This window comes from Nostoc sp. PCC 9305, assembly GCF_963920915.1.
In the GTDB taxonomy this organism is placed as follows: Bacteria; Cyanobacteriota; Cyanobacteriia; order Cyanobacteriales; family Nostocaceae; genus Nostoc.
In genome coordinates this window covers 1-16395 of sequence record NZ_CAWUDN010000007.1, presented here as the reverse complement: position 1 = coordinate 16395, position 16395 = coordinate 1, and the positions used below count along the sequence as shown (strand labels likewise).

At 42.4% G+C, this 16395-nt stretch carries 7 protein-coding genes; 1 reads left to right on the top strand and 6 read right to left on the bottom strand.

All coding sequences use genetic code 11. The features are described 5' to 3' along the window. Positions 1–458 precede the first annotated feature (458 nt). Positions 459–1400: an N-acetylmuramoyl-L-alanine amidase gene (locus ACM0OX_RS04295; RefSeq protein ID WP_414513341.1), complete on the top strand. Its 942-nt coding sequence runs from the start codon at positions 459–461 to the stop codon at positions 1398–1400. Positions 1401–1782: 382 nt separating this feature from the next. Here the strand turns inward: ACM0OX_RS04295 and ACM0OX_RS04290 are convergent, their stop codons facing one another. The 6 genes from ACM0OX_RS04290 to ACM0OX_RS04265 all read right to left on the bottom strand — a co-directional run bounded on the left by ACM0OX_RS04290 (position 1783) and on the right by ACM0OX_RS04265 (position 16214). Further along, the gene (locus tag ACM0OX_RS04290; RefSeq protein ID WP_414513339.1) at positions 1783–3441 is read right to left on the bottom strand and encodes a mechanosensitive ion channel family protein; all 1659 of its coding nucleotides are present in this window, start codon (positions 3439–3441) and stop codon (positions 1783–1785) included. A gap of 116 nt (positions 3442–3557) precedes the next feature. Then, a complete protein-coding gene (locus ACM0OX_RS04285) occupies positions 3558–5144 on the bottom strand; it encodes a mechanosensitive ion channel family protein (protein WP_414513337.1) in 1587 nt (528 codons plus the stop codon). Positions 5145–5703: 559 nt separating this feature from the next. After that, entirely contained in the window at positions 5704–7923 is a 2220-nt protein-coding gene (locus ACM0OX_RS04280) for an EAL domain-containing protein (RefSeq protein WP_414513336.1), read from the bottom strand. Positions 7924–8501: 578 nt separating this feature from the next. Then, entirely contained in the window at positions 8502–12743 is a 4242-nt protein-coding gene (locus ACM0OX_RS04275; RefSeq protein WP_414513334.1) for an ATP-binding protein, read from the bottom strand. Positions 12744–13320: 577 nt separating this feature from the next. Then, a complete protein-coding gene (locus ACM0OX_RS04270; protein ID WP_414513333.1) occupies positions 13321–15657 on the bottom strand; it encodes an EF-hand domain-containing protein in 2337 nt (778 codons plus the stop codon). 131 nt (positions 15658–15788) lie between these two features. Continuing rightward, a complete protein-coding gene (locus tag ACM0OX_RS04265; RefSeq protein ID WP_414513332.1) occupies positions 15789–16214 on the bottom strand; it encodes a GFA family protein in 426 nt (141 codons plus the stop codon). Positions 16215–16395: the final 181 nt, after the last annotated feature.

Genomic DNA, 16395 nt, shown 5'->3' with positions numbered 1-16395 from the left:
ATTATGTGTTAAGCTGCTCAGGGCTAACAGGAAGCCAAGGGTTTCCGACCTTATAAACCCAGGTTCACATCAGGGGGTGCGTTCGGTTTAGGAATTTGGGTATCTTAACTAAGTACATTTGTCATGGCTTTCCAGTTTTACAAAGGGTTATTATCTAAATAATGGAGGCAATTACTAGATTTCAATTTATTGCAAAAATTTACTGGTTATTCTCGATATTGATAACTTATAATAGTTATCTTTTTGATTAAAATATAGCTTTGAATTAGTGGATTTTACCAAATCAAAGTTCTGCTTAGGTTCGCACAAAAACTTATTTGGTCTATATAGCGTAGGAATGCTGAAAAGAATGCAGCCATTGCTAACTAGTATTTTTACAAAGTTACAAACCAAACTTTGTCTATATAATTAGAAGAGTTTTGAACTAGTGTAAAAACAAGCAAATCGAGGATTAAATAATGAAATTCGGAATTGATAGCGGGCACAATTGTCCACCAGATACAGGAGCTAGGGGGATTAAATTTGAGGATAATTTAACTCTAGATGTAGGTAATAGAGTTATAGCCAAGTTAAGAGCTTTAGGAAATGAAGTCGTAGTATGTAGACCAAGTAGTGCTCGTACAGTAACTGAATCGCTTTCAAAAAGATGTTCTACGGCTAATGCAAGTAGAGTAGATATTTACGTCTCGATTCATTTTAACTGCTTTAACGGACAAGCTAACGGCACAGAAGTATTTGCAACTAGCGATACAGGTAGAAAAATTGCTAAACCTGTATTAGATGAAATCATCAAGTTAGGATTTTTTAATCGTGGCGTTAAGAGTGGTTCCCACTTGTATGTTCTAAAAAATACAGATATGCCTGCTATCTTGATAGAATGTTGCTTCCTCGATTCGCAAAAAGATATGAATCTTTTTAATCCTGAAGTAATGGCTAATGCAATTGTCAAAGGCTTAACTGGTAAAGTGCCAAGTGCCCCTGTTAACCCTGTACCAGATGAAGAGGAGAACATAGATGAAACTATTCTCAGACTGCAAAAATCCTTAAATAGACTAAAAATAACCGATAAAAATGGTAAGGCGTTAGTGGAAGATGGCTTCACGGGGGCTAACACAAAATCTGCCGTAGAAAAATTTCAGACTATTATCGCAGTTCAGCCGACTGGAATTGCTGACACAACTACATGGAATGCCATCAATCTAATTTTGGCAAAACGAATTATCAGACCAAACCATGCCGGTGGTGCAGTTGTCAGATACTTACAATATCGTTTAGGTGTTGAGAATGATGGCGTCTACGGGCCGCAAACAGAGGTTGTAGTTAAAAACTTTCAAAAGCAAAATGGTTTAGATGCCGATGGCATTATCGGCCCTGCTAGCTGGCAGAAATTAATTGGTTAGGCTGATGGGGATTAGAGACTAAAGACTGGGGTAGTAGTGCTGAGTAGAGAAGTTGGGAATCTGACATCTTTACTCAGAACTGGGAACAGGCTAAACGCCGCGTTAATGCTAACAGAACTGTTTTGCCTAATGAATCAGTGAAGGGATTAATTTTAGCAACTTACAACCATATTTTGTTCATAATATCTTTGGCAAGCGCACAAACTGCCAAAGCATTTGAAAATTTATTTATTATGTCATATCAAGCCTGATACAAGATTTATTCTAAAATATGATTCAAAACCATTGTTTTTATCATAACTGAGTTTAAAGATGAGATTTCAGTAAGACAGCGATCGCGCAATTCACGAGCGATCGCTATTCTCTAATTTCACTGACTGAATTATCCTAGTGTGTAGATATAGGCTTGTCTTAACCGCCTTACCATCTCTCGACGTACCTCATTTTGGACGCGGTTTCCACGTCGCCAGTGTTCTAACTGAATATTATCAACATAGAAACGGACAGAGAATTGCATAGCAGAGCCTTGAATATCAGTTAGCTGAACTTGTGGTTCTTTCCAGGCAGTATTAGACTCTTTAAAACTATCGTGTAACCATTCGACAAATTTTAAAGAATAATCATCTAATCTTGTTTCATCTACTCCGGGACTTGCGATTTTTTGAAATAATTTATTGAGTTTAATTTTCAGAAGTTCAATTTTTTGCTCCCATTCGTCTGGTAAAAGATGTTGGTCTTCAATTACTAGATCGGGATCTTTTAACCAAGTTTGATACCATTGGCGAATCAAGCCAATTAGAGTTTGTTTCTCAGTCGGTTCTTGTTCTTCTAGGCGCGATCGCAGACGTTTACCCTTACGTTCTGTAATGACTACCAGCCCCACAATGTTCAGTATTTCTAAATAGTTTTTCTGGAGAAATTTTAATTCTTCTGAATTTAATCCACCTTTTTCTACCTTCTTAACTTCTCTAACAAAATCTTCAAATGCTTGCTCAATTTTTTGCAGTTGCGTATTGACATCTTTTTCAACTAATAAACGCAGCCGCCCTGCTTCTTTTTTTGACAGTTTATTATCTTCGGCTTCTGTCAATGCAGCAAAACTATCTAAATATTGAAGTTTTTCATCAATATCACCTAATGTATCTGGATGACCGAGGATAATTTGTTGCAAAATGTTTGTTGCTACCACTGCATCAGCATCAACTCTCACTGACACTTGAATCGTATAAGCGTAGTGAGTTGTAGGACGACTGAGATTGACTATGTTTTGACCTCCCAAAGTCGTATTTGGTGTATAAACCTCGCAATGCTCGTTAATTAGATATAGTTTTGTTACCCTGATACCAATGTGTTTGATAATTGCAATGGAACCATCTGGCATGGAGATGACATCTCCAAATCTAAAGGGTGTATCAACTAGTAAAACTAACCCACTGAAAAAATCGCTTAAAATATCTTTTACTGCTAATCCCAACACTACAGTGATGCTACCTATTGCTAACCCAATTCCTGTTAAATCAACCCCAATGGTGCTGAAAAACAGAGATATGCCAATGAGGTAAGTGATGACTGGGATAAAATTTTGTAGGAGTGGAATTAATACATCATCCCAGACAGCCTCAGTTTTTCGAGCGTAGTCTTTTAAGTAGTAGACTGCTGCTTCTGTAAATAATAAAGTTATGCCGTAAGTGAAACCAAGAATTAGGAAAGCCGTGAGTCCTCGATCGATTAAATTAATAATTCCTCCCGATCCGAGTTGAGCCAGAGAGAATTTTAGACTAGTAAGGATAAAAATAGCGATCGCAGGGATTTGTAAGATCCCAAGGATAAACAGGGCTGTATCTTTTTCTGTACGGCGCAGAAACGATCGCAGTAGATAGAAAAGTAATATATAGAGTACAAATACAAAAACTATAGATGCACCCAATGTATAAAAGAAAGAGATAATTTGTGCACTCGTTGGAAAAGTCGGAGGTGGTGGTACTACAACAGAAGCTTTTGATGCAGATTCTGCGGCTTGGGCGATGAGGATATAATTCATTAGTGCCTGTTTAATTATTACAATTCCAAATAAGTTACTCTACCAATTTTGGATTGAAGGAAAAATCCAAAATTAAATGACTCCTAAGTGATTTTCTGTTAAAAGAAAGTGCCAAATCAACCTTCGGCACTTTCAGCGCGCACGGGAATTATAATTCCTTCCCCCAGAAGTGCATTCGTAAAAATCTTCCGAAGAACGCGCTGAATCTGAAGATGTTTTCCTGGCTTTACTTTTGTCAATGTTCGCAGCAATAAGTTAGACTCTCCCAGACTTTCGACTCCATCCACTTGTGTGCCTTCGAGTACATCTGGATCGTCTGCTTTTAACTGCTGTCCCACCTCCTCAATGACTTTGTACACGTGCGCTAAGTTGGAATCATAAGGCACACCAACTTCTACTACTGCAAAGATATACTGTTTGGAATAATTAGTAATTGAGCCAATATTCCCATTTTGAATAATCTGCAATTGACCATTCGGATGTCTGACACGAGTGGTTCTGAGTTCAATCGCCTCAACAATACCTTCGACAACTTTTTCTTCGGCTTTTCCAGCTTCAATATAGTCACCTACTAAGTAGTAGTTTTCAAACAAAATAAAGAAGCCGCAGACAATATCATTAATTAGTGTTTGTGCCCCTAACCCCACAGCGATTCCAACAATACCAGCACCCGCAAGTATGGGAGTGGGATCGATACTCAGGGCATAGAGAATAAAAACTGTAGCCCCAAAGTAAATTAAGTATTGCAAGAAACTACGAAACAGAGGAACGAGCGTCAGGCGTCTACTTCTTTGAATCTCAGTTAGATTCTGGTTTTTGAACAGCACCTCTTCAATAAGTAAGTAAACGACCTCAAACAACACGCGACTAATGAAGATGATACCGATTATCTTGATCATTCGCGGGCCAAAAGTTGCGACATTGGCAATTAACTGCACCTGCTGAATCACCAATGTTGCCATGCAGACATAAATCACAAATTCCAAGCAGCGCTTTAAAAAGGGTATCAGGTGTCGGAGGCGATCGTAGAATCTCAGCAGGTTATCAGGATTGGAGTATCTGATGCTGAGAGCATCTAGGCTATCAACGATCGCAGCGACTGCTTTAAGTATAAGCAAGCCAACGGCAATGATTAGATAGATTCGCAGCGCGATGTACAAATATTCCGAAACCGTTGCTGGTAATTTGAGAAACTGGGCACACAAGATAGTAGCCCAAAGCCAGATTCCACCACTGATTCTGTCATAGAATGCCTTAAAGAAAGCATCAATACTTTCATCATCAGCAGTATTTTTTTCTAAGTTCTTGGCGCGAGTGCTGGCTACCCTCAACCAATATTTGAGAAATTTCAGGGCGATCGCCGCTAAAATCAAAGTGCCAATACTCTGAGCTATGCCAATTCCTAGTGTCATCCAAAATCCTGATGGGATACGCTCAATCAACAAGAGTGTGTATTGCTGAAGATTTTCGCCCCGATAAACTAGATAACCATTAGCACCCACAATCAGAATGCACGACACCACACAAGCAAGTAACAATAACCCTGTGATATTTCGGCGGAGAGTTTTGATACTTCTATTGTTATCGCTTTTAGGTATAAAGGTTTTAGTAAATAGCTTGAATAATTTGCTGAAAGCCCAGTTCAGTAATACAAAAACAAAGATTATCAGGCTGACTTCAGCCAAAATAATTAATATATTCATAGTATGAATATCAAACTGAATGAATTTAACAGTTGTATATTAAAATCTATTGAGATTATCAAGATTTATTCTATACATAGATGATTATTATTTCATATAATCACAACTTGTCAAGCCATTAACATTTTATTCACACGTCCACTTTTCATTTTCTCTTCACCGATTCTAAGTAAGTGAGAATAAATCGAAGTAAATTAAGTAATGTAAAAAATCTTGAGATTAGTTTGTAGTGAAAACTTTAGCCATCACTTGAGGGCTAAAGTTTTCACTACAAACCTTTAATTATTTATGCCGCTCTACTTAACGCTCTTCCATCACTCTGGTCAAAAAAAATCTCAGCCAACTTTTAAACAATAGACAGAAATTAGGTTGGGAGCTTTGTTTGCTAACATTCAGCCTAAAATCATCATTTTTGCCTGAATTACATTGGAGCGTTTCTCTGGCGTTCACTGCAATAATTGCGCGTAGATAGTGGGTTAATGTGTCTTTTACTCTCCGTATATCCGCGTCTTTACATCTTTCTAGCGATTTGAACTATGCAACTTACAAGCGCATCAGCTTATTTAGCATCAGCATTCTCACAATCCATCTGCACCACACAATTTCTCCCTTGTGCTTTTGCCTGGTAGAGTCCTTGGTCAGCAGCAGCAATTAAGGTTGCAGGAGATAATTGGCTATGAGGAGTGATGGTTGCCACACCAAGACTTAGGGTAATGAATTCACTGACCTGAGAATGGGGATGAGGCATTTGTAATGCACTAACATTGATCTGAATATCTTTTGCAACTGCAATGGCCCCTTCAATATCAGTATTCGGCAAAATAACTGCAAACTCTTCTCCGCCATAACGAGCCACTAAATCAGCGGGGTGTTTAACTGTCTGAGAGATTGCCTTAGCAACCTGTCTAAGTGCATCATCTCCTGCCAGATGTCCATGCGTATCGTTGTAAAGCTTAAAGTAATCGACATCACACAAAATCAAAGATAGCGAATTTTGCTCTCGTGCCAACCATTGCCACTGCGTGTTTAACGTGTCATCAAAGCAGCGGCGATTTCCCACTTGGGTTAGACCATCGGAACAGGCAAGGCGTTGTAATTCCTGGTTTGCTTGTTGTAATTGATGATAAAGTTTTGATTGCTGAATAGCGATCGCAGCTTGACCTGCTAACTGATTAAACAAGTTAATCTCCGATTGCTGCCATTGTCTGGGCTGACGGCATTGGTGAGCAATCAATAATCCCCACAAACGCTCTTGCTGCAAAATTGGTACGACAAGGTTTGCCCGGATTTGCAAACTTCTAAGAAGGTCAACATGACACGATGATAGACCTGCATTTTCAATGTCTGCGATCGCTCTGGTGTTACCTTGTTGATAGTAAGCTGCACGCGTGGATTTAAAGCACGTGTCCATGACGTGAAATCCCAAAATCGACATACACCCTTCTGCTAAGGATTCTACAGCGACTAATCCACTCCAGTCTGGCTCAAATTGATAGATCAATACTCGGTCTACCTCAAACAGTTGTCGCACTTCGGCTGCTGTGGTTTGTAAAATTTCGTCTAACTCCAACGATTGGCGAATGCGCTGCGTTACAGCCGCAACAATTCGCTCAGACTCGCTTTGGTGTTGGACACGCTCCTCAACTTGCTGAGAGTGTGCCGATGCTACAGTTAATGCGATTTGCTCAAAGTAAGGAGTTGTAGTCACAGGCGCTGCACTGGGTTTAGCAATCAAATAGCCTTGAGCAAAATTTGCACCTCTTTCTCGCAGCCAGTTCAGTTCCTCAATGCACTCAATTCCTTCAGCAACCGTCTGGATGTTTAACTTTTGAGTAATCTCTAGAAGTTTCTCGGTAATCGAAGCTTTGTAAAGGTCTTGATGCACATCTCGAATTAACTCCATGTCCAACTTGATAAAATCTGGACGTAACTGATGCAGCAAGTTTAGGCTGGAATAGCCAGAACCAAGGTCATCAAGAGCGATTAAAAACCCAGCATTCCGGTAGTATTGAAGCACTGCCTTGAGGTGGGCTAAATCTTGAGGATTGTCTGATTCTACGACTTCAAAAACAACGCGATCGTGGGGAATTCCAGCAGTATCAATGGCCTCTACCGTACTACGTAGGCAAAAAGCTGGGTCATAAAGTGACGTTGGTGCAAAATTGATAAAGATGTGACCATTCACTTGATGGCGGCTGAATTGAGTGATTGTGCTCAGACGAGCAACTTGGTCGAGTTGTGGTAGAAGTCCGGCTTCAGTTGCTAACTCCAGAATAGATGTCGGTAGTACTAAATTGCCTTGTTCATCCAGACCGCGCAAGAGCGATTCATATCCAAAAATTTGCGATGTATCGTTAATTGAAACAATTGGTTGAAAGTAACTGGTGAATCGTTCTGTTGCCAGCATATCAATTAACCAATCTGATTGGTTCAACTTAATGAAGCGTTGTAATGAGGCTATGTCACTAAAATCATGGAGTTGAGGTTGGATAGTGCCTTGCATGAAAAGAACTTGCGTCTCTTTTAATTCTCTTGGTGCAAGTAGTTTGGCCAGATTACGAGCAATTTCTAGAGACTGTCCGGGTTTACACTCCAAACTCAAACCTGGTCGCTCGTGCATCAGTTCATACTTAAGGGAAAACTGCTGTAGGTAGGAGGTGACTTTTATCAGGGTATGTGAAACGGGAAACCAGAGAAAGAGCCTACCTGCTTCCTTAGTCCGGCAGCGTGCAATATTGCGACAAGCACAGGTTTTGGAGATAGGACATATTTGGCTCATAGCTAAATAATTTGAATTTTCTCAATCCGATTTATTCTATTATTCCCATTATTTTTACTGTAAAAGATAAACTACACTTCAAATACATGAAGATTTGATGAGTTAAATAAACTGAATAATTTAACGGAGTAAGTGACTCAGCAACACATACCAAAATTTATACTAAAATTCCAAATAATTAACGATATGTTTTGTGTAGTCAAGCAACAAAACCAAGAGTTGTGTTAACAATTTAAGTTACAAAAAAAAGGTAAAATTAGCCAGATTAGTAACAGCTTTTAGCTAGATTAATTCAGAGTAAATATATTTTTTTAAGAATGAATCGACCTCAATAAAAAACAAAAGATTTGAAGCAAGTTATATCATGTCCGCTTGATTGCTTATTAAACCGGAAGAACCCCACCCAAAACTACGCTTTGTCTCCAGGGGATTAAGGGGTGGGGTGCAATGACTGTGGTTAGCATAACTAATTATGCAGACATGATATTAATAAATTAAGCCATGAATCAATGAGCTTTCACCCTAAATCCCTCTCCCAATTTTGGGAAAGAGGGACTTTGAAATTGGCTCCCCTATACTTAGACATGCCCACTTCTACCAATTAGAGTTGCAATTTCCTTGATTAATTCCTCTGGTTCGACGGGTTTGGATAGATGCTTTTGAAACCCTGATTCCAGTGCTTGTTGCTGATTGATTTCTCCAGCATAAGCAGTTAAAGCGATCGCCGGAATTTGTTTGGCTTGGTTTGCCTGCAATGCTTTAACTTGGCGCATCAGCATATAGCCATCCATCTCTGGCATCCCAATATCACTGAGCAGCATATCTGGTTCTGACTCTGCCAAAATTTGCAATGCTTCTTTTGCTGATGTCACTGCTGTCACCATTGCTCCAGCCTGTTCTAATACAAATGTGTGGAAGTCACGGGTATCATCGTCATCATCTACAACTAAGATTTGGATGCCTGCCAGGATTTCAGTCGGAAGAGAAGGATTTAATGCAGCAACATTTATATCTTGTTTTGGAGTTAAATCTTTTTTAATTAGTGGTAGCCTAACTCGGAAAATAGCTCCTTGCCCTTCACCTAAACTTTCTGCCTGAATCGTGCCGCCATGTAATTCGATCAAATGACGCACAATTGCTAACCCTAACCCCAATCCACCAAATTTTCGGGTTGTCGTGCCATCAGCCTGACGAAAATATTCAAAGACATAAGGTAGAAACTCAGGGCTGATTCCTTTACCTGTGTCGCTGACGGTAATCTCAGCTTGAGCGTCAACGCACTCTAATTGAATATCAATTTTTCCTCCTTCAGGAGTGAATTTAACGGCATTCGATAAGAGATTCCAAATAACTTGTTGTAAACGACCAGAATCACCCAAAACTTGCCCGAAAGAAGCATCCAGCATCGTCTGAATTTGAATATTTTTAGCTTCTGCTGCCAAACGGACTGTTTCCAATCCCGCCTCAATTACAAGTACTAGGTTGACAGGTAACATCTTCAGGTTGAGTTTACCTTGTAAGATTCGAGAGACATCGAGCAAATCTTCAATTAGTTGAGCTTGTAATTGAGCATTCCGCTCGATAGTTGCGATCGCTTTCTTCAGGGCTACTGCGTCAAATTCACGAGTTTGCAAGAGTCTCGCCCAACCAAGAATCGGATTCAGAGGCGATCGCAATTCATGGGAAAGTACCGCCAGAAACTCATCTTTAATCCGGTTGGCTCTTTCGGCTTCAGTTCTAGCAGCTTGCTCAAGTTCCAGGAGGCGATCGCGTTCGGCTTCTGCGGCTTTGCGTTCGGTAATGTCAATGACTGAGCCGATGTAACCTTTAAACTCACCGTCCACTCCAAACCACGGATTCGCGGCATCGATGCAAGAGCGATATTTGCCATCTTTGCGCCGCAAGCGGTATTCCAAACGGAAGGCCGAGTAACTGCTACTAGCTTCCAGAAAAACATTCCTGGCGTCATTATAGTCTTCTGGATGCACAGCATTTAACCAGCCAAATCCCAGACCCATTTCCTCGGTCTGACCTGTAAAATCGTACCAGCTTTGACTGAGATAAGTGCAGTGGCTATTGGTATCTGTCACCCAAACCATGAAGGGGGCATTATCAGCCATGTTGCGGAACTTTTCTTCGCTTTCCCGAAGGGCTTTTTCTGCCTGTTTGCGATCGCTGATGTCTGTAACAAAAACGCTTACTCCTTCTGCAAAGGGATAGATGCGATTTTCAAACCAGCGCTGCCAAGGGGCATAAAAGTATTCAAACTGAACAACAGTGTTTTGGGCGATCGCTCGATGAACCTGGGTATCAAACTCGCTTTTAACCATATCGGGAAAAACTTCCCAAAATATCTTGCCTAGCAACTCTTCTTTTGGGATGCCAACAACATCTGCTACGCGATCGTTGACAAAGGTATAACGCCACTCTCGATCCAATACAAAGAACTGGTCTTGAATACCAGCGATAACAGTCTCTAGGTGTGCTTTGGCAACCTCAGCTTCAATTCGCAACCCTTGCTCGCGTTCCATTGCCTCTTGGCGGAGACGAGCCATTTTTAGGGCTGCTTCTACCCGCGCCAACAATTCACGGGCAGAGAAAGGTTTAATCAGATAATCATCGGCTCCCGCTTCTAACCCTTCCACCCGTGCCTCTTCCCCTGCCCGTGCCGACAACAGAATGATGGGAACTTTTTGCGTCAGCGGATCGGCTCGTAATGCTTGCAGCAGTCCAAAGCCATCTAATCCAGGCATCATCACATCTGTCAGTACCAAATCGGGAACACGTCTACGAGCAGAGTCCAAAGCTGTTAAACCGTCTGGCACTGCTTCTACTTCATACTGCTGACTTAATAGCCGATTGACATAATCACGCATATCTGCGTTGTCATCAACTAGAAGAATTCGGGCAGGAGAGGGTGACAGGTGATAGGTGAGAGGTGATAGGTAAGATTCTTCCCTATTCCCTGTTCCCTGTTCCCTGTTCTCTTCCCCAGGTAGCCACCGCAGGGCTTCTTCTAGATAAGGCGTTGCACCTAATGCAGTTGAAGCTAAAGTTCGCGGGGCACTAATCCGGTCTGGAGGCAAATGAGCATATCCTGTGGGAATTGACACAGTAAAGCAACTGCCTACTCCAAGAAGACTGGTAACGTGAACTGTTCCACCATGCATTTGCACCAATTCTTGCACCAGTGATAATCCAATTCCTGACCCTTCAAAAGTTCGTCCTTGCGCCCCTTTGACGCGGTGGAATCGTTCAAAAAGGTGGGGGATTTCTGCGGCTGGAATACCGATTCCTGTATCTTGGACTGCAAACTCGATATGGTCATTTGACCATTGCAAACTGACAGCAATTTCTCCAGCCATCGTGAACTTGAAGGCATTCGAGAGCAGGTTAAGAACAATTTTTTCCCACATCTCCCGATCTACATACACTGGTGCTGGCAGGGTAGGACAATTAACTGATAACTGCATCCCTGCCCGTTCTACTGCGGAACGAAATACACTAGCTAGTTCTGCGGTGAAGGTGGCAAGGTTGGTGGGTTCATAAGAAGCTTGAACCCTTCCGGCTTCAATGCGTGAAAAATCTAGCAAGCTGTTGACCAGTTTCAGCAGCCGAAGTCCGTTGCGTTGCACCATTTCTAACTGCTCTCGTTCTTTGGCTGGAAGCAGCGTGGCACAAGTGGCTAAGGTGTCCTCTAATGGCCCCAACATTAGAGTCAGTGGGGTACGGAACTCGTGGCTGACGTTGCTGAAAAAGACGGTTTTGGCGCGATCGATTTCTGCCAAGGCTTCAGCGCGTTTGCGTTCTTCCTCGTAAGCTTGGGCGTTAGCGATGCTGGCTGCAATTTGAGCCGCAACTAAATCAATGAATCCTTTATAATTGTCGTCGAATAGCCTGAAAGGATTCAAACCAGCGATTAATATACCAGCTTTTCCGGTTTGACCGGATGCGGCAATGGGTACTGCGATCGCTTGATGAGGCGATCGCTGCCAAACACCACAGGGTAAACTACTAAAAGACACTTCCAAATCGGAAATCAGTTTGGCTTGATGCGTTTTGCTCACTTCCGCAAAGGGCCAAACCCCATCAGCATCGAGAGCCACTGTTTCTGGAACTGCTAAGTGGTTTTGCTCGATGCGGCACGTACCAGCCAGAAAAACTTCCTGCTTATCGGGATCGACCAGATAAATCATTGCGAAAGGGAGATCGTAAGGGTTACTCTCCAGACAACTCGCACTGAGCGTACAGGCTTCATCGAATGTCCGCGCGTCTGCTGTCCTCGCCGCTAGTTCGCGCAAAAGTGCCAACTGACGCTCGCTGATAATTCGCTGCGTGTCCTCTGTGTTGGCGCAGATGATCCCACCTGTGTCGCCCTGGTCATTAGGAACCGGGCTATATGAAAAAGTATAATAAGTTTCTTCTGGGTAGCCATTGCGCTCCATAATAAGCAGCAGCGCTTCGTCGTAAGTACCCTCATTCTTCAGCATCGCTGATTCAGCGCGAGGCCCAATCTGATCCCATATTTCCCGCCACACGTATGAAGCTGGCTGCCCAAATGCTTCTGGATGTTTGCCGCCAATAATAGTTTTATAAGCGTCATTGTAAAGGTTAATCAGTTCCTCACCCCACCAAACAAACATCGGTTGACGGCAAGTTAGCATAATTCGCACGGCAGTCTTCAAACTCTGCGGCCAATGCTGTGTTGGGCCAAGGGACGTTTTTGACCAATCTTGTTCTCGCATCCTAGCCCCCATTTCACCTCCACCGATAAGGAAATTTACGTTGGCGTTGCTTGCTAACGTTGACTCGTTCTTCATCAATTCCTCTCGATTGGTCATGTGTCGGTTACAGGTTACATCGGTGGTTGTCTTTTAGGAAAAATCCTCTATAAATTAGACCTTTACGCTTCTAAACACTCATTTTAGAGGATATTCAAAGGCACATACAGGATGAGATGCCAATGCTGTGACTTTTCAAAGCTTTGAAATTGCCTTTTCGGGGCAAGTTTCTACTTTAGCTATTTTTATTGTCTCCTTTATATCATCGATATTTCAAGCTAGCTACCAAGGGCACTTCTCATTAGACAATCCATAATATTGCAACGGCGAACGCTAGCCACAAGTATTTGGCACGCTGTAGGTTAAGTAAACAGGTTTTAATGGGTAGCGCTAAAATTCCCCTGCCGACTAAACTTTGAAGGAGGGGAATTAAAGCATTCCTAAGAGGATGTTTGAAAAGTCCTCTTCTTGGTAGTAAAACGTTCCAGATCCCCCTAAATCCCCCTTAAAAAGGGAGACTTTTAAAGGTTATTGCCCCCCTTTTTTAAGGGGGGTTGGGGGGATCAATAAGTGCCTAAAATCACAGCCAACTACTTTTCAAACAACCTATAAGTATTTAAATTGTTTCTGTAAACATACCTGTTCGGGCAAACTCTTCTTCTTCAGGGGTGAAGAGTGGAGGTTTATCCACAAGGCTAGGCTCAAAGTAGTATGTCTCTTGGAGAAACTGCCCGATAATGACAGCTTCCTCTAAATCCTTGATGTGGTTCTGTGCAACTATACACGCTTCCTTGAGATTATTCGCATTGCCCTTCTCCAGCAGCTTTGGCAATTCTGTTTTTACCCCTGTCAGCCGTGCCAATGGCTTCAGAATTCCATAGATGTTGTAGATCCGAGCAGTTTCTATGCTGGTGTATTTGAGTGCATTGGCTCTTGCTAACTCAGAGTCAAGGCTGGGCCAAAAACGGGTGGTGTAGAACGCTTTCTCATCCTTGTGATACCATTCTTCCGATCGCGCGATGGAAGAAGAAACGGTATTATGCAATTTCCAGAAGAATAACCGCAGAGAGGAACCATCTACCACGGTGGATAATTTTGCCTCTAGTGACACCTCAAAGTCAGTCAGATTGGGATCGCGCCCAAGCACCAGGTATTCTACAGGATACATATCCACTTCCTTATTTTGGACAACATACATATTCAGGTGGTGTCGGCAGTAAGGACAGGGGTACATTGTGGCAAACAGTTGGAAGAAATCTTTGAAGATTGCGACTGCGGCTTTTTGCTGTTCTGGTGTCTTGGTAGACACAATCTCAGCTGTAGTATGGAAAAAGCGCCACACTGCCGGGCCAATGTAGTAGGGGAAACTGACTCGCATTTGCGAATCTTTCACTTCAGTCCGATCTAGATAGACATCAATGAATGCTACATACTGCGATAGCGCCCCTGATTCTCGCCCAAACTCTAGGCGTTCGCGGCGTTTCTGGACTCCATTTAGGTAGTGATGCGTTAACCGCCATGCTTGTTTGAGGATCAATTTCTGTTTGGGAGTGCAACGAGGAAAATTTTCGGCAACATCCGCCCCGTAGCGGTTAAATTCTCCTGAGTTTTTTGTACGCTGATACCATTCATCCAAAGCCGTTTGGTCGGGTACGGTGTTACTTTGGATATCTGCTGTGGTAGAAACACTAAACGCTGCCAACAATTTCGGCATAAAGTCCTCATACCAGTATGCGACTGGCATGATTGCACCATCTATTTCCTCAGTTGCTTGGGAGAGAATGACGCGGTTCCACTTGTGTAAATAGTCTTTTGGATTTGCCTGAGATTTAATTGGTGGTGGAGCCATTTCTTCATTCAGTTCTATTCCCCTGAGACGATTGAGTTCGTTAATGGCCAGCACACCTTCTACGATGTCACCCAAGCTGAGACTTTTCTTTTTGATCGTAATTGCAAACTCGACTCCGGCAGCAAACTTTTCTTTGACATTGGCAAATTTACTCCGCGCTTCTAAAATCGCTTGCTGTTCTGCCAACATTTCTGGTGTCTTTGCCACTGTTTGCCAGTTCTCGATCCGCTCCTGCAATCGGGCATATTCATCGGCAATCGATTTAACCACTGCATCTAGAACGGGGTAGCAATCCTCGGATACTATACCTAATGCTTTGTAAAGTGCGATCGCTTGTTTGACAAACTCCACAAAATCAGTAATTCTGTATGGCAAGTTTTTCACCCGCAAGTGAGTTTCATGATTTGCGGAGAAACTCTCACGGAAGCTGCGGTAGGCTGCTCCTTGAATCAAACGAAACAAACCAATCTGCATTTGCAAAGGGGACGTACCGCTTTTTTTCTGATTCGGTGAGTTTGGTTGTTGTGCTAACTGTTCTCTTAGCTGTGCCAACTCTGGAGTCGTTGCTTCTGGCGTCGGCTGGGTGCTAGCTGCTGCGGCCTCATTGGAAGTGGCAACTGTTTTGAGCGAACTGTTAAGAGAAATCGGTGAGTCTTGATAACCAGTTTTGCTTTCTGACTCCTCCGGTACTAGCTGACAGAATTCCTCAAAGTCAATTGAGCCATCGCCATCATGATCTACTTCCTGCAACATCTCTTTCAACTCAGCGTCTGTCAGCCCAAACTGAGTCATCACTGTCCGCAGTTCAACGGCAGTAATTTCACCGCTACCGTCTTCATCAAAGGCACTGAAGGCTAACTTCAGGCGGCTTTCGCGATCGCCTACTTTCGCAATCATCAGCGTTTTAAATTCTTCAAAGTCGATAGTGCCTGACAAGTCAACATCTATCTCTTTGATCAAGTCACGCAGCCCCGCTTCCGTGGGATTTTGCCCTAGCGATCGCATTACCTCCCCCAGTTCCTCGGTTGAGATCGCTCCGTTGCCGTCTACGTCTAATACTTTGAAAGCTTGCCACAATTTTTCTATTTCTTGTTCATCAATCATGGTTTTGTTCCAATTCTCTATATGTCACTCATAAATTTCTTACCATGTTTTCTAACAGCTACTTCAATACTGCCTAGTTCTGTTAAGTAAATAATAAGTATTAGTCACAACTGAACTCTGATGTTTGGAAGTCATTCAGGAGGTGCAAACTGTGCAAATACCTCGGCCCCTGTCAGGTTCTTAGTTTCATTGGCAAAACAGTAATATTGGGGCTTTTCATCAATGAATACCTGATGATCGAAAACAAGACCTTCAGAACTATCGAATAGTCCAACAGGCATGAAATACTGGTTATTTTGTTTTAATCTATAAAAGAGATGGCTACCACACTGCTTACAGAATCCACGTTCTGCCCACTGTGACGATTGATAAAGCCCAATATTTTCTTCACCAGACAAGCTGACATCACTTTTACAATCAACAGCTAACAGAGGCCCTCCGCCCCAATTGCGGCAGATACTACAATGACAGGCTCCCACACTTTTATTCATGCTAGTTGTAGAAAGACTTACTGCTCCACACAGGCAACTACCTTTTGCAATGCTTACGTTAGACATATTATTTTCTCTGACTCCATGCAGGCGCTCCAATTACTCACATTTTCCCCTATTTCATACTGGAAATGCCAAGAATATTAAGTAGTTCGCTTTCGTGACTTTGCTCTTTTAAAGGTAAGAGCAAAGGGGAGCAATGCGATTTTGTGAGGTCTGGTCAAAAACAAGCGATCGCTAAAAATTA

Excerpts from the sequence above, each read along its gene's own strand:
- ACM0OX_RS04295 (WP_414513341.1), top strand. The coding sequence starts at position 459 with ATGAAATTCGGAATTGATAGCGGGCACAATTGTCCACCAGATACAGGA.
- ACM0OX_RS04290 (WP_414513339.1), bottom strand. The coding sequence starts at position 3,441 with ATGAATTATATCCTCATCGCCCAAGCCGCAGAATCTGCATCAAAAGCT.
- ACM0OX_RS04285 (WP_414513337.1), bottom strand. The coding sequence starts at position 5,144 with ATGAATATATTAATTATTTTGGCTGAAGTCAGCCTGATAATCTTTGTT.
- ACM0OX_RS04280 (WP_414513336.1), bottom strand. The coding sequence starts at position 7,923 with ATGAGCCAAATATGTCCTATCTCCAAAACCTGTGCTTGTCGCAATATT.
- ACM0OX_RS04275 (WP_414513334.1), bottom strand. The coding sequence starts at position 12,743 with ATGAAGAACGAGTCAACGTTAGCAAGCAACGCCAACGTAAATTTCCTT.
- ACM0OX_RS04270 (WP_414513333.1), bottom strand. The coding sequence starts at position 15,657 with ATGATTGATGAACAAGAAATAGAAAAATTGTGGCAAGCTTTCAAAGTA.
- ACM0OX_RS04265 (WP_414513332.1), bottom strand. The coding sequence starts at position 16,214 with ATGTCTAACGTAAGCATTGCAAAAGGTAGTTGCCTGTGTGGAGCAGTA.